This window comes from Bradyrhizobium sp. Tv2a-2, from assembly GCF_000472425.1.
Taxonomy (GTDB): Bacteria; Pseudomonadota; Alphaproteobacteria; order Rhizobiales; family Xanthobacteraceae; genus Bradyrhizobium.
Genome location: NZ_AXAI01000007.1, coordinates 360,547 through 384,189 on the forward strand (window position 1 = coordinate 360,547; position 23,643 = coordinate 384,189).

A 23,643-nucleotide genomic window follows, 5' to 3' on the forward strand; every position below is an offset into this window, starting at 1 on the left:
CCGCGGCCGAGGGTCGGGAGACGGATTTGGCGCGCTATGTTTCGACGCGGGGGGAGGCACCTCCGCTGGGCTTCTGCGATGTGATGCTGACCGGGCTTGCCCGCGACGGCGGCCTTTACGTGCCCGAAATCTGGCCGCAGCTTTCGCCCGAGGCCATCGCCGCCTTCTTCGGCAAGCCCTATTGGGAGGTCGCGGTCGACGTGATCCGTCCCTTCACGGGCGGCGAGATTTCCGATGCCGATCTCGGGCGCATGGCGAACGAGGCCTATGCCACCTTCCGCCATCCCGCGGTGGTGCCGCTGAAGCAGATGGCGCCGCATCTGTTCATGCTGGAGCTGTTTCATGGCCCGACGCTGGCGTTCAAGGACGTCGCCATGCAGCTCATCTCGCGGCTGATGGATCACGTGCTGGCCAAGCGCGGCGAGCGCACCACCATCGTGGTCGCGACCTCGGGCGACACCGGCGGCGCCGCAGTCGAAGCCTTCGCCAATCTGGAGAATGTCGACCTCGTCGTATTGTTCCCGCATGGCCGCATCTCCGAGGTGCAGCGGCGGATGATGACCACGACCGGCGCGGCCAATGTGCACGCGCTCGCCATCGAAGGCACCTTCGACGACTGCCAGGCACTCGTGAAGGCGATGTTCAACCATCACCGCTTCCGCGACCGTGTGGCGCTGTCCGGCGTCAACTCCATCAACTGGGCGCGTATCGTCGCGCAAGTCGTCTATTACTTCACGTCCGCGGTCGCGCTCGGCGCGCCGGCGCGACCCGTCACGTTCACCGTGCCGACAGGCAATTTCGGCGACATCTTTGCAGGCTACGTCGCCAAGCGCATGGGCTTGCCGGTACGCTCGCTGCATATCGCCGCCAACGTCAACGACATCCTGGCGCGCACGCTGAAGACAGGCATCTATGAGGTGCGCGAGGTGCATGCGACCGCATCGCCCTCGATGGACATCCAGGTGTCCTCGAATTTCGAGCGGCTCTTGTTCGAAGCAGGCGGGCGCGACGCTCCCGCCGTGCGCCGGCTGATGGAGCAGCTCAAGCAATCCAGCCGCTTCGTGCTGCCCGATGCCATGCTCGCCAGCATCCGCGCGTCGTTTGACGCGGGCCGCGCCGACGAGACCGAAACCTCGGCTGCCATCCGCGCGGCCTGGCGCGAGGCCGGCGAACTGGTCGATCCGCACACGGCCGTGGCGCTGAGCGTCGCCGAGCGCGACAGCTCGGACACCGCGGTTCCCAATATCGTGCTGTCGACTGCGCATCCTGCCAAGTTCCCCGACGCGGTCGAGGCTGCCTGTGGCGTTCGGCCGCAATTGCCCGCCTGGCTCGACGGGCTGATGACTAGGAACGAGCAGGTCAAGATCATGAAGAACGACCAAAGCGAGGTCGAGCGGTTGGTGCTCTCTGTGAGCCGCGCCGCAAAGGAAGGAGTCGCCGGATGAGCGTCGAAGTCACAAAGCTTCCATCCGGGCTCACTGTCGTCACCGATACCATGCCGCATCTGGAGACCGCGGCGCTCGGCGTCTGGGCCGGCGTCGGCGGCCGCGACGAGAAGCCCAACGAGCATGGCATCTCGCATCTCCTGGAGCATATGGCGTTCAAGGGCACCACGCGGCGCAGCTCACGCGAGATCGTCGAGGAGATCGAGGCGGTAGGCGGCGATCTCAACGCGGGCACCTCGACCGAGACCACCGCCTATTATGCGCGGGTCATGAAAGCCGATGTGCCGCTGGCGCTCGACGTGCTTTCCGACATTCTCGCCAATCCCTCCTTCGTGCCGGACGAGCTCGAGCGCGAGAAGAACGTCATCGTCCAGGAGATCGGCGCTGCCCAGGACACGCCGGACGACGTCGTGTTCGAGCATTTGAATGAGCTCTGCTATCCGGAACAGCCGATGGGGCGCTCGCTGCTCGGCACCGCCAAGACGCTGAAGCGTTTCGATCGCGACATGCTGCGCGGCTATCTCGCAACTCACTATCGCGCGCCCGACATGGTGGTTGCGGCGGCCGGTGCCGTCGACCATGCGCACGTGGTGGCCGAGGTCGAGGCTCGCTTCGGCAGTTTCGACCCGACGCCGGCGCCGAAGCCGGAGCCGGCGTCGTTCGGCAAAGGCGGCTCGCGCGTGGTGCATCGCGACCTCGAGCAGGCGCATCTGACGCTGGCGCTTGAAGGCGTGCCCCAAACCGACCCGTCGCTGTTCTCGCTGCAGGTCTTCACGAACACGCTCGGCGGCGGCATGTCGTCGCGGCTGTTCCAGGAGGTGCGCGAGAAGCGCGGCCTGTGCTACTCGATCTACACCTTCCATGCGCCCTATACCGACACCGGCTTTTTTGGCCTCTACACCGGCACGGATCCGGCTGACGCGCCCGAAATGATGGAGGTTGTGGTCGACGTCATCAACGAATCCGTGGAGACGCTGACCGAAGCCGAGGTGGCCCGCGCCAAGGCGCAGATGAAGGCGGGGCTGCTGATGGCGCTGGAAAGCTGCTCCTCGCGCGCCGAGCAGCTCGCGCGACACATTTTGGCGTATGGCCGGCCGCAGACCCTGGAAGAGCTGATCAGTCGCATCGAGGAGGTCAGTGTCGAATCGACGCAGAACGCCGCACGTGCGCTTCTGACGCGTAGCCGCCCTGCGGTCGTTGCATTGGGCAGCGGCAGGGGACTGGACACGGCGGTGAGTTTTGCGGAAGGATTGACGAGGTCGAAGGAGCGGGCGCGGCTGCACTGACGGCAGTCACGCCGCGTCCGGGGGAGCATCACGGATGGCCCTGTTTCGATTGCCAACGGGAGGACCGCCCGCGCTGGCGCCGCGCGGCAACGGCTTGGTATTGCGCGCGCCGCAGATGTCCGACTTTGCGCAATGGACGCATTTGCGCGAATTCAGCCGTGAATATCTCACGCCCTGGGAGCCGATCTGGCCGTCCGACGATCTCACCCGCTCCGGGTTCCGCAGGCGGCTGCGCCGCTATGCCGAAGACATCGCCGGCGACCGCTCCTATCCCTTCATCGTTTTCCGCGAAGCGGATGGCGAGATGATCGGCGGCATCACGGTTGCCAATGTCAGGCGCGGCATCGTGCAGGCCGGGACCATCGGTTACTGGGTCGGCCAGCCGCATGCGCATCGCGGCTACATGACCGCCGCGTTGCGCGTGCTGTTGCCGACGCTGTTCGGCGAACTCAATCTGCACCGGGTCGAGGCCGCCTGCATTCCGTCCAATTTCGCCTCCATCCGCGTGCTGGAGAAATGCGGCTTCACCCGCGAGGGCCTGGCACGGCGCTATCTCTGCATCAATGGCGTCTGGCAGGATCACCTGCTGTTCGGCCTTTTGAGCGAGGATTTCCGCGGGTAGCCAAACGGCGTTTCGTGTGCCGGACCATTGGTCCCCTGCCACGGCTTCGCCCTGATCGCCTTGATATAGTTTTTGCAGGGGATGACAGCCTGATGCACTCAGGACTTTCGGACAATGGGTAAGACAAGCTTCAAAATCGCGACCTCCAGCCTGCTGGCGCTGATGATCGGGGCGATGGTCTCGGCAACGCCGGCGGCGTCGCAGTCGCTGACCGACCGCTTCAAGAGCCTGTTCGGCGGCAAGTCGGACGAGCCGCCGCCACCGATCGTGGACAACAAGGGGCCGGCACCTGACATCAACTGTCCGCCGGTCGGGATCCGCGCGGGCGCCTCGACCTTCGCGGTGGCCGCACCGGGCAAGGAGGCGGTCGGCAACGACGTGCGCTATCAGGCCACCATCACCAAGACCGCGCGCGAATGCATCAAGAACGGCGGCGAGATCACCGCCCGTATCGGCATTCAGGGCCGCGTCATCGTCGGCCCTGCCGGCGCGCCGACCAGCGTGGAAGTTCCGCTCCGCATCGCCGTGGTGCAGGGCGGCGTGTCCGAAAAGGTGCTGGCCACCAAGGCCTACCGCACCAATGTCGAGATAGGCGAGCAGGATAGCGTGCCGTTCTCGCTCGTGGTCGACGACCTCGTCTATCCGGAGCCGCAGGGCGCCGACGGCGACAAATACATCTTCTATATCGGCTTCGACCCGCAGGCGCTGGCCCCGGAGCCGAAGCCAAAGGCTGGGAAGAAGAAGAAGTGAGCGGAGCTGATCGCGTCGAGTGTGTTGCAACCCACTCTCGGTGTCATCCCGGCCTTTCGCGACCGACGACCGTGGAGCAAGGAAAAAGGCCGGCGCGAGATCATCGCGCCGGCCTCGGTCATTTTGGTGCCAGAATTTCCGTCAGTTCAGCTTTTGCCGAACGTCCGCGATTCCCTTGGTGAGCAGGTCGTCGGCGACCTGGCCCTTTACCGTCTTCGACAGGATGGTGGAGGCCGCCGCAACCGCGGCGTCGGCGGCCGCAGCGCGGACGTCGGCGAGGGCCTGGGCTTCGGCGAGTGCGATCTTGCTCTCGGCCGTCTTGGTGCGACGGGCGACGAAGTCTTCCATCTTTGTCTTGGCTTCCGCCGCGATCCGTTCGGCTTCCGCCTTGGCGCTGGCGATGATCTCCTGCGCCTCGGATTCCGCGGTGGCGCGGCGGGCCTTGTAGTCCGCGAGCACCTTGGCCGCCTCATCCTTCAGGCGCCTGGCGTCATCCAGCTCGGCCTTGATGCGCTCGGCACGATGGTCGAGTGCGGTCAACACCGTCTTGTGCACGCCGGCATAGGCGAACACCCCCATCAGGATGACGAAGGCAACCGCAACCCAAAATTCCGGTTCGGCAAACATCTTCCTCTACCCCTTCAAGGATGCGTCGACCGCGCGCTGGACCGACTTGCCGTCGGGCGCGATGCCGGTCAGCCGCTGCACGATTGCGCCGGCCGCGTCCGCCGCGATGCTGCGGACATTGCTCATCGCCGTCGTCCGCGTTGCCGCGATGGTCTTCTCGGCATCCGCAAGCTTCACGGCCAGCCGCTCTTCCAGCGTCTTGCGCTCGGCGTCCGATTGCGCGTTCAGCTTTTCGCGGGTCTCGTTGCTGATGGCCTGCGCGCGCGAACGGGCGGACGCGAGCTCGGCCTCATAGGCCTTCAGCGCGGCATCCGATTCGTCCTTGAACTTCTGCGCAGCGGCCAGATCGCCGTCGATCGCATCCTGGCGTGCATCGATCACGCCGCCGACACGGGGCAGCGCGATGCGCGACACGATCAGGTAGAGCGCGACAAAGGCAATCGCCAGGGACACCAGTTGCGAGGCAAAGGTGTCTTTCTGGAACGGCGGAAACGCGTGCGCTCCGCCTTCGGCCTCGGTATGGGCCGCGGTGCCTTTCGCCGGCTCCTTGGCCCCGCCATGACTTTCAGCCATGGGCTACTCCTTCAAGGCTGGCGGCCGGACCTTACAGCGCGAACAGCAAGAGCAGCGCGATCAGCAGCGAGAAGATGCCGAGCGCTTCGGTCACGGCGAAGCCGAAGATCAGGTTGCCGAACTGGCCCTGCGCGGCCGAGGGGTTGCGCACCGCGGCGGCAAGGTAGTTGCCGAAGATGATGCCCACGCCGGCGCCAGCGCCACCCATGCCCATGCAGGCGAGACCAGCGCCAATGTACTTCGCGGCAATCGGATCCATGAATCGAACTCCTTCCAGAGGTTTGGTGAGACGGGCCGGATCAGTGGCCCGGATGGATAGCATCGTTGAGATAGATGCAGGTGAGGATGGCGAACACGTAGGCCTGCAGGAACGCGACCAGCAGTTCGAGCGCGGTCAGGGCGACCACCAGCGCGAGCGGCAGCAGGGCGCCGAACCAGCCGACGAAGCCGAAGGCGCCGAGCATGGTGATGAAGCTCGCGAACACTTTCAGGGTGATGTGGCCTGCCAGCATGTTGGCGAACAGACGCACGCTGTGCGAGACCGGACGCGACAGGAAGGAGATGATCTCGATCGCCACCACCAGCGGCAGGATCACGATCGGAACGCCTGAAGGCACGAACAGTTTGAAGAATTTCAGGCCGTTCTTGTAGAAGCCGTAGACCAGCACCGTCACGAACACCAGCAGCGCCAGCGCGGCGGTGATGATGATGTGGCTCGATATCGTGAAGGTGTAGGGAATGATGCCGATGATGTTGGAGACGGCGATCAGCATGAAGATCGAGAACACGAAGGGGAAGAACTTCATGCCCTCGCGGCCGGCGGTCGAGCGTATCGTGTTGGCGACGAACTCGTAGGAAAGCTCGGCCATGGACTGGAAGCGGCCGGGAACCAGCTGCTTGCCGGCAACGCCGCCGATCATCAGCAGCGAGATCAGCGCGACCGTGCCGAACATGTAGGCCGAGGAATTGGTGAAGGCGATCTCCTGATTGCCGATATGGCCGATCGTGAAGATCTTTTCGATGTTGAATTGTTCGATCGGATCGATCATCCGCGCGGAGTCTCATGCTTCGCCGGAGGGCCCGGCGTATTGAAAATTCAGTGTTCAGGCGTCAGACGCTATCCGAGCGGCCGGTTCTGTCCGGGGCCAACGCCCGCCGATCTCACCACGTTGACGATGCCGGCCACGAAGCCGAGCAGGAAAAACACGATGAGCCCGAAAGGCGACGTCGACAGCAGATGGTCGAAGCCCCAGCCAATCACCGCCCCAACAAGGACGCCGGCGACCAATTCCGATGAAAGCCGGAGAGCGCGCGCCATGGCTGATGCCCTGGCCGCTCCGTCCCCGTTTCCACTTGCGGGTTGGTCAGTCCTGATTTTGCGGCTGTCGCGGAGCGCGGACAACCGCTGGTCAAGACTTCCGAGCCTTGCGGAAAGCGCAGCTTCGTCAGGCGATTTATCGCGACTTCCATTTCCGCTGCCGTCCGTGCGTTCCGCCATGTTTGGAGACCCGACACGATGTCGCTGGAAACAGAAATTACGCCCGTCACCCTTTAAAGCCGCGCGGACCATACTGACCGCAAATCACCGAGTCAAGATTGCGTGTTCAATGCTTAGCTTGTTGATTCGATTGGATTTCCATCGTCCTGGCGGCATCGCTTCCACAGCGGCCGCTGCGTCGCAATGCGATGGAGCGGTTTTGGTGCCGGCGTTGGCCCCTGGCGCGGCCCGGTGGACGATTCGGCCGGAGGAGGCTGCTTCAGTCGAATCCGCCTATCGGATGCCCTGCAGGGGAGCCATTCTGTGCGCGGGGTCTGTTAGGATGAGGGATAGAAACGAGTGCCAGGGAGCCAGTCCGCATGTCGCGCCAGGTCGATTATTATTTCTCGCTGTCCTCGCCCTGGGCCTATATCGGCCACAAGGTGTTTCGCGACCTGGTTGCAAGCTACGACCTGAAGGTCAACCACAAGCCGGTTGTGCTGGTGGATCTGTTTTCCGAGACCGGCGGCCTTCCGCTGATCAAGCGCCATCCGGTGCGGCAGCGCTACCGGATGGTCGAGTTGCAACGGTGGCGCGACAAGCGCGGGCTCTCGTTCCATCTGCAGCCGAAATTCTCGCCGTTCAATGCGCGGCTCGCCGACGGTGTCGCGATCGCGGCGATGGAAGCGGGCCTCGATCCCGATCCGCTTCTGCGCCGCGCCTTCGCGGCGGTGTGGGAGGACGAGCTCAACCTCGCCGACCCCGATACGGTTGCGAGGATTGCAGACAGTGTCGGCTTTCCCGGCCAAAAGCTGGTCGAGCGCTCGCCTTCCGATGCGATCAGCGCGGTCTATGAGAATAATCGCCAGGATGCCATCGCGGCCGACGTGTTCGGCTCGCCGGTCTATGTGCTGGACGGCGAGGTGTTCTGGGGCCAGGACCGTCTCGAATTGCTCGCCGACGCGTTGAAATCCGGCCGCGGTCCCTATAGGTCTCAGGGGCAGACATGATCTGGAAAAGTGGACGCCGGTTTTCGGATAAGATCATGCTCAATAAGTAGGGGGCTGAACACGCGTGTCACGGCGGAGCAACCGCATGAGCCCGATCGCATCGCCTTCCATTTTCACCGGCCTTTTGGCCATGACCTTCTCTTGTGCGGCGCTTGGATCCGCCGTCGCGGATTCCGGCCCGGATACCGAGAACGGCCGCTATACGCTGTCGCAGACTGCCGACGGCTTTGTTCGCCTCGACACCCGGACCGGCGCGGTATCGACCTGCGGCAACAACGGCAATGGCTGGGCCTGCTACGCCGTGCCGGACGAACGCAAGGCGATGGATACCGAGATCGGACGCCTGCAGGCCGAGAACGAGAGGCTGAGGGCACAGCTCGCCTCGCGCGAGGGCGCGTCCTCCGGCAAGACCGATGAGGCTTTGCCGAAATCGGACAAGCAGGTCGCGCCGAAAGCGGAGAGCGAGCCCCGTATAGAAATTCCGCTGCCGAGCGATGCCGACGTCGATCGCGTGATGTCGTTCCTGGAGCGCGCCTGGCGGCGGCTGGTCGAGATGGCCAACCGCGTTCAGCGCGATGCGTCGGGGAAGATCTGAGGTCTGCGCGCGGCGTCGCCTCGGCGAAAGCCGGGACTCATACAGCGGAATCGATCCTTGATGTTCGGTGGCAGACGACCTTCGCATGATAACCGCTTGGGGTTATGGGCCCGGCTTTCGCCGGGACGAATTTGAAATGACGCCCTTGAAATGACGACTTTGAAATATTGTGAGAGTTCAACGTGACGTCGCCCAGATCAGTCTCCCGCACCCCGCCGTCGGCCGTCACCGCGGATACAATCGTCACATCGCAACTGGAGGTGCAGACGGCAGGCGTGGGATTTTTCGATATCACCAGCGAGGTTGCCGCCTTCCTGCGCGAAGCCCATGCGCGGGAAGGAGCGGTCACAGCCTTCATCCGCCACACCTCGGCTTCACTGACCATCCAGGAAAATGCCGATCCGTCCGTGCTCGACGATCTCGCCACCGCGCTCGACCGGCTGGCGCCGCAGGGCGCGGGGTGGACCCACGACACCGAGGGGCCCGACGACATGCCCGCTCATATCAGGACCATGCTGACCTCGGTCTCGCTGACCATTCCTGTGCTCGCCGGCAAACTCGCGCTCGGCACCTGGCAGGCGATCTATCTGGTCGAGCATCGCAAGGCTCCGCACCGCCGCCAGATCGTGCTGCAGTTTTGCGGCCGCATCGCCTAGAGCATTTCCGGTTCTGATTGAAGCAGAACCGAAGCTCTAGATTCTTGTTTTGACGCGTTTTCTTCACGCGAACCGGTGTCCACTTCGCTCGAAAACGCTCTAAAAACAAAACGGCCGCGGGAAGCTCCCGCGGCCGTTGCTTCGAGCGAACTTGCTCGTTGATCAGGTCTTGGTGATGTCGATGTCCTTGGTCTCCGGCAGGAACAGGAAGCCGATGACCAGGCTCATCGCGGCAATGCCGACCGGGTACCAGAGGCCGGAGTAGATATTTCCGGTCCAGGCCGCAATCGCGAACACCAGCGCCGGCAGGAAGCCGCCGAACCAGCCGTTGCCGATATGGTAGGGCAGCGACATGCCGCTGTAGCGGATGCGGCTCGGGAACAACTCAACCAGCCACGCCGCGATCGGGGCGTAGACCAGCGTCACATAGATCACCAGGATCCAGAGCAGCACCGTGGTCATGACAAAGTTGATCTCGTTCAGGTCGGCGGTGGCCGGATAGCCGTGCTTGCTGATCGCAGCAGCCAGCGCCTTGGCGAAGTCGGTGGCTGTCGGCGACAGGGTCTGGTCACCGATCTTGACCTGCGCGGGCGTGCCCTTGGGCGCATCCTCATTGGCGTAGTTCACCGACAGGTTGACCAGGGCTCCCTTCGCGATATCGCATCCGCTGGTGTATTTTTCGGTGCCCGTCGCCTTGAACTGGAACGAGCACTCGCTCGGATCTGCGACAACCGTGACAGGCGACGAGGCAAGCGCCGCTTCAAGCCTCGGGTTGGCGAAGTGGGTGATGCCCTTGAACAGGGGGAAGTAGGTCACCGCCGCCAGCAGGAACCCCGCCAGGATGATCGGCTTGCGGCCGATCTTGTCGGACAGCCAGCCGAACAGCACGAAGAACGGCGTGCCGAGCGCAAGTGCGATCACGATCATGATCTGCGCCGGCACTCCGGGAACCTTCAGCGTCTGGGTGAGGAAGAACAGCGCGTAGAACTGCCCACCGTACCAAACGACCGCTTCGCCGGCCGTGGCACCGAACAGTGCCAGGAGCGCGACCTTGGCGTTTGCCCATTCGCCGAAAGCTTCGGTGAGCGGACGCTTGGAGGTCTTGCCCTCGTCCTTCATACGCTGGAACACCGGCGATTCGTTCAGGCTCAACCGGATCCAGACCGAGACGATCAGGAGGATGCCGGAGGCCAGGAACGGAATGCGCCAGCCCCAGTTGCCGAAGGATTCTTCACCCATGGCGGTGCGGATGCCGAGGATCAAGAGCAGCGCCAGGAACAGGCCGAGCGTTGCCGTGGTCTGAATCCACGAGGTGTAATAGCCGCGCTTGTCCTTGGGCGCGTGTTCGGCGACGTAGGTCGCGGCACCGCCATACTCGCCGCCGAGCGCAAGACCCTGCACCAGACGCAAGGCGATCAGCACGATCGGTGCGGCCAGGCCCCAGGTTGCAAAGCCGGGCAGCAGGCCGATGAAGAAGGTGCCGACGCCCATCAGGCTCATCGTGATCAGGAAGGTGTATTTGCGGCCGATCATGTCGCCGAGGCGGCCGAAGATCAGCGCGCCGAACGGGCGCACGGCAAAGCCGGCGGCGAAGGCGAGCAGCGCAAAGATAAAGCCGACGTTGGCCGGTACGCTGGAGAAGAAGTATTTTGCCAGGAACACGCCAAGCGTGCCGTAGATGTAGAAATCGTACCACTCGAAGACGGTGCCAAGCGAAGACGCGAAAATGACCTTTCGCTCCTCCGCCGTCATTCCTCCTGAGCGGACGCCACCGCCCGCTGTCGCAGCTATCGTCATTGCCTGGCTCCCCGTAAAGATTATGCGTCCCCTCCCCCGCGCGCCGGAATCCACTGGCGTCGCTTTGGGGCTCGACCCCACGGTAACATCGCGGTGAAATGCCGCACATAAGACTTTCGGCCTTTCGTCTCCCTATCAACCGGGGATTGTCTGTTGCAATGCACAGGCGGCAATTAACCGCTTTGCCTGGGGTTGTGATTGTGTGCTTGCATGCGAAATACCAAGTGAGGAATATTTAAAGGAATATACAGGTGAGAAACGGGAGAGATGGCGCTAAGGCATCCGCCACTATCCCTGCAACCGATGCCCTAGAAAGCAAAATGGCAGCTTCCGCGACCCATCTCGTCATCGCCGACGACCACCCGCTGTTCCGTGCCGCGCTGCGGCAAGCGGTCGGCAGCGTGATGAGTTCCGCAAAGATCGATGAGGCGGGGGCGTTCGAGGAATTGACTGCCCTCCTGGAGCAGGACGCCGATGTCGACCTGATCCTGCTCGATCTCTCCATGCCCGGCATCTCCGGCTTCTCGGGCCTGATCTACCTGCGTGCGCAATATCCGGCGATCCCGGTGGTCATCGTGTCCGCCAGCGACGACGGCGCGACCATCCGCCGCTCGCTGGATTTCGGTGCCTCCGGCTTCATCCCGAAGCGTTTCGGCGTGGAGACCCTGCGCGATGCCATCCTCAAGGTGATGGAGGGCGATGTCTGGGTTCCGCCGGATACCGACTTGTCGTCGCAGGCCGACCCCGAAATGACGCGGCTGCGGGACCGGCTGGTCACGCTGACCCCGCAGCAGGTGCGCGTGCTGATGATGCTGTCGGAGGGACTGCTCAACAAGCAGATCGCTTATGAACTCGGCGTATCCGAGGCGACCATCAAGGCCCATGTCTCGGCAATCCTGCAAAAGCTCGGCGTCGAGAGCCGGACGCAAGCCGTGATTGCCGCCGCCAAGATTGCCGGCAGCCAGTGGCGGCAGGGCACGCCGTCCGAGCAGTAGTAAGTCGCATTCCGTCAATCCGGGGCGGTCCGCAGGACCGAACCCGGAAGCTCGAGATTCTCAGGTGCGCAATTGCGCACCATAGTTCGATGCTTACGCATCGCCCCGGAATGACGATCACCGAGAAGGCGACCTCACTCCGCAGCGACCATCTGCTGGATGCGCCATTGTCCCAGCAGCGCGCGCAGCGAGGCCGGCTTGAGCGGCTTGTTGAGCACCGCGATGTTCTCATCGCGGGCGGCCGCGCGGACATGGGGGCTGCGGTCCGCCGTGATCAGGATGGCGGGAAGCGCCTCTCCGAAGCGGCGGCGGATGTCGCGGATGGCGGCGACGCCGTTGCCGCGGTCGAGATGGTAGTCGACCAGGAGACCGGTGACCGGGCGTTCCAGATGCTCGATCGCCTCGATCGCGGCCTCGAGATCTGCGACCGCGATCACCTCGGCGTCCCAAGCGGTCAGCAGCGTCTTCATGCCGTCGAGGATTGCGGCATCGTTCTCGATGCAGACGATCAAAGCGCCCGAGATCGGCGTTTTCGCAAGCGGCGTGGCGCTGGTGACGGCGGCGGTGTGGTTGACCGCTTTCGCGACCGGCGCAGTCACCGAGAACACCGAGCCGCCGCTCGCATTGGCACTGAGCGCGATGCCATGCTTGAGCACGCGCGAGAGCCGCTCCACGATCGATAAGCCAAGCCCGAGCCCGCGAGCGATCCGCGCGCCCTGTTCGAGGCGGTGAAACTCCTTGAAAATTTCGCTGCGCTTGAGCGGGGGAATGCCGACGCCGGTGTCGTAGACGCAGATCTTCAGCGACGAGCCGTGGCGGCGACAGCCGACCAGGACGCGGCCCTTGAGGGTGTATTTGATCGCATTCGAGATCAGGTTCTGCAACAGCCGCCTCAGCAGCAGGCGATCGGATTCCACCGGCAGCGAGCAGGGCACGAAACACAGATCGAGGCCCTTTGCGCGCGCAATGGGTTCGAATTCGATCTCCAGCGATCGCATCAGATCGCCGATCTTGAAGCTCGAGATCGATGTCGTCATGGCGCCGGCATCGAGCCTGGAAATGTCGAGCAGGGCGCTCAGGATTTCCTCGATCGCCTCCAGCGAGTCGTCGATATTCTCGACCAGCCGCGAATCCTCGCCGCCATTCTGCCGCTCGACCAAGCTCGTCACATAGAGGCGCGCGGCGTTGAGCGGCTGCAGGATGTCGTGGCTTGCCGCCGCCAGGAACCGCGTCTTGGAGATGTTGGCGTCCTCCGCCGCGCTCTTGGCCAGCGCAAGCTCGGAATTGAGGCGGGTCAATTCCTCGGTGCGCTCGCGCACGCGCTTTTCCAGCGTGGCGTTGGCGCGTTCCAGCGCCTCGGCCGCTTCGAACGAGGGCGTGACATCGGTGAAGGTGACGACCTGGCCGCCATCGGGCATGCGGTTCGAGCGCACCTCGACCACCATGTGGCGGTCGGGCAGGCGCTCCAGATAGGACTGGCCCTCGGTGGTGTAGGCCACCAGCCGCCGCGCGATGAAGGCCTCGTCCTCGTCGAGATCGGAGAGGTTGATCTCTGCCATGAAGCCGAGGATCTCGCGCAAGGGAATGCCGATCTGCACCAGATGCGGCGGCAGGCCCAGGATCTCGCCGAACTGGCGGTTGGAGCAGATCAGGTGCAGGTCGGCATCGAACACCGCAATGCCCTGCCGCACATGGTCGAGCGCGGCCTGCATGATCTCGCGGTTGAAGTGAAACGCGGCGTGGGAATCGTCGAGCAGTTTCAGCGCGGCCTTGGCAGAGACCGTGCGCTTTTTCAGGAGCAGCGACATCACCAGACGCGAGGACGCCGCGCCGATCGAGGAGGCGATCAGGTGCTCGGCATGCTGCAGCAGCTCGAAGTCGGCGGGGGCGTCGGGATCGAGCCTGGCATGGCGGGTCAGCGCGAAGGCCTCGAAGGACTGCCGGGCGCGCTCGGGGCCGATATACTGCGCGACCGTGCTCTGGATGTCCTGCACGGTGACCGTGGTGCGCCAGCGGCGGAAGTTAGGTGCGGTCGGCGCGAGCTCGTTGGGTACGAACAGGTCGGCCTGCAGCCGCTCGATCGAGGAGGGCTGCCGCCACAACGACAACAGCACAAAGGTCGCGACATTGAGCGACAAGCTCCAGAGCACTCCGTGCAGCAGCGGCGGCAGGTCGGTGCCGAACAGCGCCTGCGGCCGCAACGTCTCGATGCCGAACGGACCGTGCTGCAGCAGCAGGATGCCGGCGGTGTTGGTATCGAGGAAGCTCGGCAGGAACAGCGTGTACATCCACACCGCGCAGCCGACCAGCATGCCGCCGATGGCGCCGCGCGCGGTGCCGCGGCGCCAGATCAGCCCTCCGAAAAACGCGGGCGCGAGCTGGGCGATGGCCGCGAAGGACAACAGGCCGATCGCCGCGAGCTGGGTGTGGCCGAGCGCGCGGTAATAGAAATAGGCCATCGCCATGATGGCGAAGATCGCAAAGCGCCGCACCTTCAGCAGGAAATCGCCGAAGGCGGCCGCGGCGCGGGAGCGCGGCGCGCGCTGCAGCACCAGCGGCACCACCATGTCGTTCGACACCATCACCGAGAGCGCCACGCATTCCACGATCACCATTGCGGTGCCTGCCGATAGTCCGCCCACGAAGACGCCCACGGACAAGGCTGACGCGCCGCCCTCGATCGGCAGTGCCAGCACATAGACGTCGCTGTCGACCGCGCCGAACGGGAAGGTGATGAGGCCGGCGAGCGCGATCGGGATCACGAACAGATTGATGGCGACGAGATAGAGTGGGAACAGCCAGCGCGCGCGGCGCACCTCGGCATAGCTCGCGTTCTCCACCACGCTGACATGGAACTGCCGCGGCAGCAGCATGATCGCGAAGAACGACAACAGCGTCGTGATCAGGAAATTGCCGATCGAGGGCACATATTCGATCGCGCGCACCGCCTCGGGCGTCTTCATCGCGCGCTCGACCAGCTCATGCGGCGAGAACATCCAGAAGGTGACGAAGGCACCGGCCGCGAGGAAGGCCACCAGCTTGACGATGGATTCGGTCGCAACCGCCAGCATCAGCCCATGCTGGTGCTCGGTGGCGTCGGTCTGCCGGGTGCCGAACAGCACGGCGAAGGCCGCCATCGCGAGCGTCACCAGCAGCGGAATGTCGCCGATGATCGGTATGCGCGAAATCGCGTGGTCTTCGCTCAGGATGGTCTCGAGCGAGGAGGCCACCGCCTTGAGCTGGAGCGCGATATAGGGAACCGAGCCGATGATCGCGATCACCGCGACCGTGACGGCGACCGCCTGGCTCTTGCCGTAGCGCGCGCCGATGAAGTCGGCGATGGAGGTGATGTTCTGGGACTTGGCGAGCTGGATGACGCGGCGCAGCAACGGCGTGCACAGCCCGATCATCAGCACCGGGCCGGCATAGATCGCGAGGAAATCGATGCTGGTGCGGGTCGCGGAACCGACCGAGCCGAAATAGGTCCAGGAGGTGCAGTAGACCGCAAGCGACAGCGGATAGATCAGCCCGCTGGCGCGGCCGCGCTGGTCCGGAGACAGCCGGTCGCCGTAGCTCGCCACCAGGAACAGAAACCCGATGTAGCCGAAGGCGGCCCCTATGATGCCCCAGTCGTGCAGCATCGCTGCTCGATCCTCCTGTAGAGCATGATCCGGAAAAGTGTGTAGCGGTTTTCCGAAAAGATCATGCTCAATCAAAGACCTAAAGCGCGATGACGATTCAACCGAATCTCATCGCGCTTTAGAGCGGACTCAAGGATGCGCGGGATTGTCTTCCGCTGTCATCGCCCGGTTCGACCGGGCGATCCAGCATTCCAAAAGGGCGCGTCTGACTTGTCATTGGCGCCTCGGAGTACTGGATGCCCCGCCTTCGCGGGGCACGACGGAAGGAGTGCGGCTCCGTCAGTCCGAAATCTGAGGAAATCTAGCGCCTTACGCTGGCGCAAGCGACAGCGAATTCCCGATTTGTTTCGGGAACGAATATCGTCGTTAAGACGGGGGGCCGTTATTCGGCCGCCAGCGACTTCTCATTCAGCGGCAGGCCGAGGCGCTCCCACACCTGCAGCAGGCTTTCGGCAAGCTGATCGATCAGGCCGTCATCGTGATACGGCGAGGGCGTGATGCGCAGGCGCTCAGTGCCCTTGGCTACCGTCGGGTAGTTGATCGGCTGGATGTAGATGCCGTGCTCATCGAGCAGGATGTCCGAGGCCTGCTTGCAACGCTCGGCGTCGCCGACAAACAGCGGCACGATATGGGTTTCGCTCGACATCACCGGCAGCCCCGCGGTGGAGAGGATCGCCTTGACGCGCGCGGCGCGGTCCTGATGGCGCTCGCGCTCCCAGCTGGAGGTCTTCAGATGCCGGATCGCGGCAGTCGCCGCCGAGCAGATCGAAGGCGGCAGTGCAGTGGTGAAGATGAAGCCGGGCGCATAGGAGCGCACCGCGTCGATGATCTCGCCCTTGGCCGCGATATAGCCGCCGAGGCAGCCGAAGGCCTTTGCCAGCGTGCCCTCGAGAATGTCGATCCGCTGCATCACGCCGTCGCGTTCGGCAATGCCGCCGCCGCGTGGACCATACATGCCAACGGCATGGACCTCGTCGACATAGGTCATGGCGCCATAGCGCTCGGCGAGATCACAGATCCTGGCGAGCGGCGCGACGTCGCCGTCCATCGAATAGAGGCTCTCGCAGGCGATCAGCTTGGGTCGCTTGTCGCCGGCCGCACGCAACAGCTCCTCGAGATGCGCCATGTCGTTGTGTCGGAACACGATGCGCTCGCAACCGGACTGCCGGATGCCCTCGATCATGGAATTGTGGTTGAGCGCGTCGGACAGGATCAGGCAGTTCGGGATCAGCTTGCCGATGGTGGCAATCCCGGTCTGGTTGGAGACATAGCCCGAGGTGAAGAGCAGCGCGGCGTCCTTGCCGTGGAGGTCGGCAAGCTCCGCCTCGAGCTGTACCAGTGGGTGATGGGTGCCGGCGATGTTGCGGGTGCCGCCGGCGCCGGTGCCGAAGCGCGTCGCGGTCTCGACCATGGCGCCGACCACTTTCGGATGCTGCCCCATGCCCAAATAATCATTCGAGCACCAGATCACGACATTGCGCGCGCCTTTCGGCGAGTGCCAGATCGCATGGGGAAAACGTCCGGCGATGCGTTCGAGGTCAGCGAAGACACGGTAGCGCCGTTCATCGTGAAGACGGCCAAGGGCGGCACTGAAATACTGGCTATAGTCCATCGCAAGACCTGAATTTTAAGCTTGGGAACCAGACGGCTAGCAAGCCTTTTAGAGCGTTTCCAGTTGCGCTGTCGAGGACCGAATTGTCCAAGCGGCGGCCCCCGTCTGGACGGCATGGATATGAGATGGGGCGCCGCCCGAGTTGATCCGGATCAAGTCGGCGTGAACGGCGTCCTCAACACGGAATCGTCACCTGAGGAGGCCGCCGCGGCCGTCTCGAAGGGCGACGGCCGGCTGTCGCATCTCCGGCGCTCATCCTTGGAAGGGCGCGCACGTCGGGATGACGGGAAGGTTTCGCGCGCCTTACGTGGTCCTGAAGCGCAGGACGCCGTCCCTTTCCTGCGACGTCAGGCGACCTTCGACCAGCATGTAGTTGACATGGGCGACCAGCTCGCCGGCGGCAAAACCCATCTGGTGCGCGTCCAGCACATGCTTGTGGAACACCACCGGCACGAGCTGTGCCGAGGTCTTCGGGTCTTCGCGGCAGGCATCCGCAATCAACTGGCAGCGTTCCTCGTGATGGTCGGCAAGCTGCTTGATCCGCGTCTTCATGCCGTAGAACGGCACGCCGTGCCCCGGCAACACCATCAGGTCGTAGGGCAGGGTGGTGGTGAGGCTTGCGAGCGACCCCAGATATTCGCCGAGCGAGTTCTGGTCCGGCTCGACCGCCCAGACGCTGACATTGGGCGAGATCTTGCTCAACACCTGGTCGGCGGAGAAGAACAGCTTGTCGGCTGCGCAATACAGCATCACCTGATCGAGCGCGTGCCCGCCGCCGGTGATCACCTTGAAGCGACGGCTGCCGATCGTAACCTCGTCGCCATGCGAGATGCGCCGGTAGGACGGCGGCAGCACGGAGACGCGCTTCAGATAATCCGAGCCGCGGCCAAGCAGTTGCTCGGTCAGGCTCTCGTCCATGCCGTGGCGGCGGAAGAACAGGCGCTGCGCATTGCGCCGCTCCTCGGTGCCACGATTCTGGTGATAGACCGATTGCAGGTATTCGACCTGCGACATCTCGAGCGGGCAATTGAAACGCTCGACGATCCACCCCGCCAGCCCGACATGATCAGGGTGCGAATGGGTGACGATCAGCCGGCTCACCTTCACATGGGAGAGCGGACCTTCGAACAGCGCGGTCCAGGCGGCGATGGTCTCCTCATTGCCGAAGCCGGAGTCGACCATGGCATAACCGTCGCCGTCGGCGATCAGGTAGATGTTCACATGGTTGAGGCGGAACGGCAGCTTCAGCCGCACCCAGAGTATGCCCGGCATCACCTCGACGACCTGATCCGGCCCGGGATGAGCCTCCCAGGGGTATCTCAATGCCTCGGCCGAGGACTGAATCTTGTCGGTCTTCGAATGCATAATTTAAGGACTTAACCGCAACGGTGGCACAGCGCCAGCCGAAAAGGTGGGGCCGTCAGCGGAAATTGCCGTTCCGCGCAATATCCTCGGTCATTCCCATGCATGGCTGTCATTCCCCGGCTCGCGTTGGTGCAAACTCGGAAGCTCGCGCCAACACCTCGTCATTCCGGGCTCGACGCTTCGCGCGCCAGGGAATGACGAGGGACGTTTACGCTGCCCTGATATTGCTCAGGAAGGCGTCGATCTCCGCGCGCAGCGTCTCGGCTTCGCTGCGCAGTGCTGCGGAGGCATCGAGCACCTGGGTCGCGGCGGCGCCCGCCTCGGCTGAAGCCGTCGAGACGCCGACGATGTTCGAGGAGACCTCGCTGGTGCCGCCGGCCGCATGCTGGATGTTGCGCGCGATCTCGCGCGTTGCCGCGCCCTGTTCCTCGACCGCTGCCGCAATCGCCGTCGTCACGTTGTCGATCTCGCCAATGGTCTCGCCGATCTTGCGGATGGCGCCGACCGTCGACGTCGTCACGGCCTGCATGCTGGCGATCTGGGTGCGGATTTCGTCGGTCGCCTTCGCGGTCTGGCTCGCGAGATTCTTCACTTCCGAGGCGACCACCGCAAAGCCGCGGCCGGCTTCGCCGGCGCGCGCGGCCTCGATCGTGGCATTGAGCGCGAGCAAATTGGTCTGCGATGCGATCACCTGGATCAGGTCGACCACCACGCTGATGCGGCTTGCATTGTCGGCAAGGCCCTGCACCGTGGAATCGGTAGCGCCGGCCTCGTCCACCGCCTTGCGCGCGATCTCGGCCGAGGTCACCACCTGGCGGCTGATCTCGGCAATCGAGGAGGACAATTGCTCTGTGCCGGCCGAAACCGTCTGCACATTGACGGAGGTCTCTTCGGCAGCGGAGGCCACCGCATTGACCAGCGCGGTGGACTGGTCGGCCGTGTTGGCCATGCTCTGCGCCGTGGTCTGCATGGAATTGGCGGCGCTTTGCAGATTGTCGAGCGCGGCGCGGACCATGGCCTCGAATTCGGCGATGCGGGCTTCCATGCGCGAGGCGCGCTCCGCCTTGGCCACGCGATCCATGTCCTGGTCGGCGGACAGCGTGCGCGCTGCGACCATGCTTTCGCGGAACACTTGCAGCGAGCTTGCCATCGACGCGATCTCGTCGTCCTGGTGGCTCTGATAGATCTCGCTCTCGAGGTCGCCGGCGGAGAGCTGCTGCATCGAGCGCTGCAGGCTGCCGATCCGCCGCAGGATGTTGCGGCCGACATAGAGCCAGACGAACAGCACCGATCCGATCAGCGTCGCGATCCCGAGCCCCAGCATCACGGTCGTTGCCAGCGAAATCTCCTCACGCGCCTGGAAGGTGGCGGCATTGGTCTCCTTCTGCACCCCGTCGACCAGCTGCTGCACGCTGATGCCGAGTCCGACATTGAGCTTGCGGGTCTCCTCCAGCACGGTCTGGCCGTAATCGTCGGCGTCGAGCTCCTTCTGCCGCACCTTGAATACGCCGGTCTTGCCTTCGCCGAGCGCCAGCAGTTTTTGCGCAGCCTCGCGCAGGCTCTTGGTGCCGGCATTGTCGGGCAGAAGCTCGAGGTTCGCTTTGACCTTGGCTTGCGTCTCCTTGAAATCCTTCTGGACGGCATCGAGCGCATCGCTGTCATTGGCCGTCAGCGCGGCCGCCAGATCGGAAGCCGCGAGATTGCCGCTCGCCACGACATTGCCGAGCTGCTCGACGCTGCGCGAGGCGGCGGTGGCGTCGTCGACCGAGATCTCGGCGGCGCTGAGGATGGCGTTGACCTGGGTCTGCGCATCCAGCATCACCGGGCCGGCGGCGGCCACGAAGGCGGCCTGCGCGGCGCGCAAGGAGGCGTAGGTCTTGTTGTGCAGGGCACCGGCGTCGAGCCGCTCGCGCGCGGCGGAGCCCAGGCTTGCGATGGCTTCATTGATGTTCTTGACCGTCTCGCGTAGCGCATCGACGATCGCCTTGTCGGCGCCAAGTTCGATGATCTCGCCGAGCTTGTCCATGGTCAGCTTCTTGATGTCCTCGACCTTGGCGGTGCGCTCCTTCAGCGCTTCCTCGCTTTGCGAGGCGAGCAGGGCAGGGCCCTGCGCCGCCAGCGTCGCGCTCTGCGCCTGCAGCTGCAGGCTTGCGGAGAGTCTGGGAATGTCCCTGCCGGAGAAATCGAGCATGACGCCGCCGAGATGACGGAATACGAAGCCCGCGCCGGCCGAGATGATGATCGCCATTGCAGCGATCACGGCAAAGGCCGCGAACAGGCTGCCTCTCACTCCAAAACGCGGACGCAAGCGGCCGAAAAACCGGCCAATTCCCAATCGTAACGCCATGCCCAATGCCCCGAGCCGCTACCACAAGACGAAAACGGCCGAAGTATCGTGTTACCCGGTTAAGAAGTTGGGAATTTTAGAACGTTCCGAGCGCCTCCCAAGCAACAAACGCAAAAGAGGCCGGCGTTGAGCCGGCCTCTTTGTCGAATGCGTTAACGCTTGCTTGCGGCTCAGTAGCGAGCTGCGACCGGCGGGCCCCAGTTGAAGCGGTAGTTCACGCCGGCCGTGACCGTGTGATCGTCGGTGGTGAAGCTGCCGGCCGGCACCAGGCCCGCGGGCGCGATGAAGGTCGCGCTGCCGAAATTGTAGTACTGGTACTCGGCCTTGGCCGACCAGTTCGGGGCGAACATGTACTCGACGCCGACGCCGACGGTCCAGCCATTGCTGTGGTCGCCATTGGTCGCGAAGGCGACTGGCACGCCGCCGAGCGTGACGGTCTCGTTGTTGTCGGAAAAGGCGTAGCCGCCCTTCGCATAGAGCAGGCCCGGACCCCAGGTGTAGCCGACGCGGCCGGTGATCGAGCCGAGCCCGCGCTGGTTGTTGGTGTAGGCTAAGCCGCCCGGGAACACCGCGCCGACATTGCCCGACAGCCAGGAATACTGGCCTTCGACGCCCGCCACGAAGTTCGGCGAAAACTGATAGTCGTAGCCGGCCTGCACGCCGCCCATGAAGCGGCCGTTGGAGTTGTTGCCGGTGGAAAGGCCGGAGAAATTGTTATCGCTGGAGAACGCGCCGCCGACATGACCGCCGATATAGAAGCCGGTCCAGTTGTAGATCGGCGACGGATACATGGGGCCCTTCTGGTAGTAGGACGGGCTGCCGCCGAGGTCGGCGGCAAGTGCTGGCGCCGCGGCCGCGATGGAGGCGAGCGCCACAGCTGCGAGGAGGATTTTCTTCATTGTTGGTCTCCGAACTAATCACTGAAGGAGACGCCGTGTCGGGCGCCATCGCTGGAAGCGCCAGATAGACCGTATTTGAATAAAATGCTGTCACTGCCCGAGCACACCGGCTCTCAAAGCAAGCTATTGGAAATTAAACAATTTCTTGTGATTAACGGAGCCTTAACGAGAGCTGAAGAAAGGCTTAACGCAGCGGGTCTCTTTGCCCCTTGGGACAGCCGGTTAACACGCGCTCTAAGCGAGCCGGCGCCGCACCTCGGCGCGCATGCTGTCGCGGAACTCGGCGCGGCGTGCGGGGCGATCCTTTTCCGGCACGTCCCAGCGGTCGAACACGTTGAAGTTCTCCAGGATCGGGTAGCGATCGCTCGCCATGGCGAGGATGCGCAACAATTCGCTCGCGGGTCCGCTCGGCCCGCTCACCTCCCAGCGCAGGATGGTGTCGGTGCTGCCCGCGGACAGGCCGCAGAGTTTCGCCATGTCGGCAATCGAAAGCTCTCGCCCGATAGCCTCGCTCAGGTCTTTGCGCAATTGCTTGAGTTCAGATCCCGTCAAGATTCAAATCCTGTGCACGCGAAATGCTGTCGCCTTATGGCGTGCACAGGTTTGACGATTCGTAAGGCGAGATCATGAAGCGAGGAACGCGTCAGGCCGCGGGTAGGCGGACGATCCGCGACCGCGCGGGGCCAGCCTGACGGCGTCTACTGCGACTTTGCCAGATACGGGCAGCCGCCTTCATTGAGCGGCCGGAACGCCTGGTCGCCCGGGACGGTCGCGAGATATTCGTACAGATCCCATTTGCCCTTGGATTCTTCCGGCTTCTTGATCCGCATCAAATACATGTCGTGCACCATGCGGCCGTCCGCGCGCACCACGCCGCCTTGGGCGAAGAAGTCGTTGACCGGCGTCTTGCGCATCTGTGCGATGACGGTTTCCGAATCGACCGAGTTGGTCGCCGCCACCGCCTTGAAATAGTGCCGCAACGCCGAGTTGACGCCGGCCTGGTAGGCGGTCGGCATCGCGCCATGCCGCTTGAAGAATTCCTGCGCGAAGGTGCGCGTCTCCGGCGTGCGGTCCCAATAGAAGGAATCGGTGAACAGCAGATCATGCGCGTGCTGCAGGCCGAGCGCGGGCACGTCCGTGAGTGTCACCTGAAGTGCAACCACTTGCATGCTTTCGCGGATATTGAACTCGTCAGCCTGGGCGACCGCGTTGCGGAAGTCCGAACCGGCATTGGCGAGCGCGAGGATTTTTGCGCCGGAGGATTGCGCCTGCAGCAGGAAGGAGGAGAAGTCGGCGGTATCGAACGGGTGCCGGACTGCGCCCAGCACCTTGCCGCCCGAAGCCGTCACCGCCTTGCTCGCGTCCCGCTCCAGCGCCTGGCCGAAGGCGTAATCCGCGGTGAGGAAGAACCATGGCGTGCCGCCGCGGGCGACCACGGCCTTGGCGGTCGCGTTCGAGGAGGCGTAGGTGTCGTAGGTCCATTGCACGCTGGTCGGCGAGCATTGCTTGCCCGTGAGATCCGACGAGCCGGAGCCCGAGATCAGGAACAGCTTCTTGCGCTCGCGCGTCACGGTCTGGATGGCAAGCGCCACCGCCGAATTCACGCCTTCGGCAATCACGTCGACACCCTTGGTGTCGATCCAGCTGCGCACGATTCCTGCCGCCACATCCGGCTTGTTCTGGTGATCGGCCGAGATGATCTCGATTTTGCGCCCCGCAACGGTGTTGCCGATCTCCTCCGCCGCCATTTGCGCCGCGACCACCGAGCCGGTGCCGTTGCCGTCGGCATATTGTCCGCTCATGTCGGTGATGATGCCGACGCGCAGCACGCCATCTTCGGCCCGCGCGATGCCTGCCGTGAGCAAGAGAGAAGCGCCGAGCGCGATTAGCAATCTGGATGGCGAAGCTTTGATCTTGATCATTTCCGGTTCCGAATTTTGAACATC

The 23,643-nt window shown here is 63.9% G+C and carries 21 protein-coding genes; 8 read left to right on the forward strand and 13 right to left on the reverse strand.

What is annotated here, in order from left to right; all coding sequences use genetic code 11:
- Positions 1 to 26 precede the first annotated feature (26 nt).
- The 4 genes from thrC (at position 27) to A3AI_RS0116860 (ending at position 4,103) form a co-directional block, all read left to right on the forward strand.
- Positions 27 to 1,445 carry a threonine synthase gene (gene thrC / locus A3AI_RS0116845; protein WP_024516722.1) on the forward strand — a complete coding sequence of 473 codons (1,419 nt, stop codon included), beginning with the start codon at positions 27 to 29 and terminating at the stop codon, positions 1,443 to 1,445.
- On the forward strand, positions 1,442 to 2,731 hold the full coding sequence (locus A3AI_RS0116850) for a M16 family metallopeptidase (RefSeq protein ID WP_024516723.1): 1,290 nt from the start codon (positions 1,442 to 1,444) through the stop codon (positions 2,729 to 2,731). Before thrC ends, A3AI_RS0116850 begins: the two co-directional genes overlap by 4 nt.
- 34 nt (positions 2,732 to 2,765) lie before the next feature.
- The gene (locus tag A3AI_RS0116855) at positions 2,766 to 3,353 is read left to right on the forward strand and encodes a GNAT family N-acetyltransferase (RefSeq protein ID WP_024516724.1); all 588 of its coding nucleotides are present in this window, start codon (positions 2,766 to 2,768) and stop codon (positions 3,351 to 3,353) included.
- Between the two features lie 114 nt (positions 3,354 to 3,467).
- Complete coding sequence (locus A3AI_RS0116860; RefSeq protein ID WP_024516725.1) at positions 3,468 to 4,103, forward strand: hypothetical protein; 636 nt, start codon at positions 3,468 to 3,470, stop codon at positions 4,101 to 4,103.
- Between the two features lie 141 nt (positions 4,104 to 4,244).
- On the opposite strand, the gene A3AI_RS0116865 is transcribed toward A3AI_RS0116860, so the two are convergent.
- From A3AI_RS0116865 to A3AI_RS0116885, 5 genes are all read right to left on the reverse strand, one after another.
- Positions 4,245 to 4,730 carry a F0F1 ATP synthase subunit B family protein gene (locus A3AI_RS0116865; RefSeq protein WP_024516726.1) on the reverse strand — a complete coding sequence of 162 codons (486 nt, stop codon included), beginning with the start codon at positions 4,728 to 4,730 and terminating at the stop codon, positions 4,245 to 4,247.
- A gap of 6 nt (positions 4,731 to 4,736) precedes the next feature.
- Positions 4,737 to 5,303, reverse strand: a complete 567-nt coding sequence (locus A3AI_RS0116870; RefSeq protein WP_024516727.1) for a F0F1 ATP synthase subunit B family protein — start codon at positions 5,301 to 5,303, stop codon at positions 4,737 to 4,739.
- Positions 5,304 to 5,334: 31 nt separating this feature from the next.
- The gene (locus A3AI_RS0116875; RefSeq protein ID WP_024516728.1) at positions 5,335 to 5,562 is read right to left on the reverse strand and encodes a F0F1 ATP synthase subunit C; all 228 of its coding nucleotides are present in this window, start codon (positions 5,560 to 5,562) and stop codon (positions 5,335 to 5,337) included.
- A 40-nt stretch (positions 5,563 to 5,602) separates the two neighbouring features.
- Positions 5,603 to 6,352: a F0F1 ATP synthase subunit A gene (locus tag A3AI_RS0116880; RefSeq protein WP_024516729.1), complete on the reverse strand. Its 750-nt coding sequence runs from the start codon at positions 6,350 to 6,352 to the stop codon at positions 5,603 to 5,605.
- Between the two features lie 68 nt (positions 6,353 to 6,420).
- Positions 6,421 to 6,801 (reverse strand): AtpZ/AtpI family protein, encoded by a 381-nt coding sequence (locus A3AI_RS0116885; RefSeq protein WP_024516730.1) that lies wholly within the window; start codon positions 6,799 to 6,801, stop codon positions 6,421 to 6,423.
- 359 nt (positions 6,802 to 7,160) lie between these two features.
- Between A3AI_RS0116885 and A3AI_RS0116890 the strand changes: the two genes are divergently transcribed.
- The 3 genes from A3AI_RS0116890 to A3AI_RS0116900 all read left to right on the forward strand — a co-directional run bounded on the left by A3AI_RS0116890 (position 7,161) and on the right by A3AI_RS0116900 (position 9,041).
- Positions 7,161 to 7,790 carry a 2-hydroxychromene-2-carboxylate isomerase gene (locus tag A3AI_RS0116890; RefSeq protein ID WP_024516731.1) on the forward strand — a complete coding sequence of 210 codons (630 nt, stop codon included), beginning with the start codon at positions 7,161 to 7,163 and terminating at the stop codon, positions 7,788 to 7,790.
- Between the two features lie 85 nt (positions 7,791 to 7,875).
- Positions 7,876 to 8,385: a hypothetical protein gene (locus A3AI_RS0116895; RefSeq protein ID WP_024516732.1), complete on the forward strand. Its 510-nt coding sequence runs from the start codon at positions 7,876 to 7,878 to the stop codon at positions 8,383 to 8,385.
- Between the two features lie 182 nt (positions 8,386 to 8,567).
- Positions 8,568 to 9,041: a secondary thiamine-phosphate synthase enzyme YjbQ gene (locus A3AI_RS0116900; RefSeq protein WP_024516733.1), complete on the forward strand. Its 474-nt coding sequence runs from the start codon at positions 8,568 to 8,570 to the stop codon at positions 9,039 to 9,041.
- A gap of 162 nt (positions 9,042 to 9,203) precedes the next feature.
- Here A3AI_RS0116900 and A3AI_RS0116905 read toward each other — a convergent pair whose 3' ends face one another.
- Positions 9,204 to 10,838: an MFS transporter gene (locus A3AI_RS0116905; RefSeq protein ID WP_245286904.1), complete on the reverse strand. Its 1,635-nt coding sequence runs from the start codon at positions 10,836 to 10,838 to the stop codon at positions 9,204 to 9,206.
- Positions 10,839 to 11,158: 320 nt separating this feature from the next.
- Between A3AI_RS0116905 and A3AI_RS0116910 the strand changes: the two genes are divergently transcribed.
- Positions 11,159 to 11,833 carry a response regulator gene (locus tag A3AI_RS0116910; protein ID WP_024516735.1) on the forward strand — a complete coding sequence of 225 codons (675 nt, stop codon included), beginning with the start codon at positions 11,159 to 11,161 and terminating at the stop codon, positions 11,831 to 11,833.
- Positions 11,834 to 11,967: 134 nt separating this feature from the next.
- Here A3AI_RS0116910 and A3AI_RS0116915 read toward each other — a convergent pair whose 3' ends face one another.
- The 7 genes from A3AI_RS0116915 to A3AI_RS0116945 all read right to left on the reverse strand — a co-directional run bounded on the left by A3AI_RS0116915 (position 11,968) and on the right by A3AI_RS0116945 (position 23,619).
- Positions 11,968 to 15,474 (reverse strand): hybrid sensor histidine kinase/response regulator, encoded by a 3,507-nt coding sequence (locus A3AI_RS0116915; protein WP_024516736.1) that lies wholly within the window; start codon positions 15,472 to 15,474, stop codon positions 11,968 to 11,970.
- A 382-nt stretch (positions 15,475 to 15,856) separates the two neighbouring features.
- On the reverse strand, positions 15,857 to 17,086 hold the full coding sequence (hemA, locus tag A3AI_RS0116920) for a 5-aminolevulinate synthase (protein ID WP_024516737.1): 1,230 nt from the start codon (positions 17,084 to 17,086) through the stop codon (positions 15,857 to 15,859).
- 303 nt (positions 17,087 to 17,389) lie between these two features.
- Positions 17,390 to 18,451 carry an MBL fold metallo-hydrolase gene (locus A3AI_RS0116925; protein ID WP_024516738.1) on the reverse strand — a complete coding sequence of 354 codons (1,062 nt, stop codon included), beginning with the start codon at positions 18,449 to 18,451 and terminating at the stop codon, positions 17,390 to 17,392.
- 208 nt (positions 18,452 to 18,659) lie between these two features.
- Positions 18,660 to 20,798 (reverse strand): methyl-accepting chemotaxis protein, encoded by a 2,139-nt coding sequence (locus tag A3AI_RS0116930; RefSeq protein ID WP_024516739.1) that lies wholly within the window; start codon positions 20,796 to 20,798, stop codon positions 18,660 to 18,662.
- A gap of 170 nt (positions 20,799 to 20,968) precedes the next feature.
- Positions 20,969 to 21,697 (reverse strand): outer membrane protein, encoded by a 729-nt coding sequence (locus A3AI_RS0116935; RefSeq protein WP_024516740.1) that lies wholly within the window; start codon positions 21,695 to 21,697, stop codon positions 20,969 to 20,971.
- Positions 21,698 to 21,931: 234 nt separating this feature from the next.
- Entirely contained in the window at positions 21,932 to 22,249 is a 318-nt protein-coding gene (locus A3AI_RS0116940; RefSeq protein WP_024516741.1) for a helix-turn-helix domain-containing protein, read from the reverse strand.
- 146 nt (positions 22,250 to 22,395) lie between these two features.
- Entirely contained in the window at positions 22,396 to 23,619 is a 1,224-nt protein-coding gene (locus tag A3AI_RS0116945) for an ABC transporter substrate-binding protein (protein ID WP_024516742.1), read from the reverse strand.
- Positions 23,620 to 23,643 lie beyond the last annotated feature (24 nt).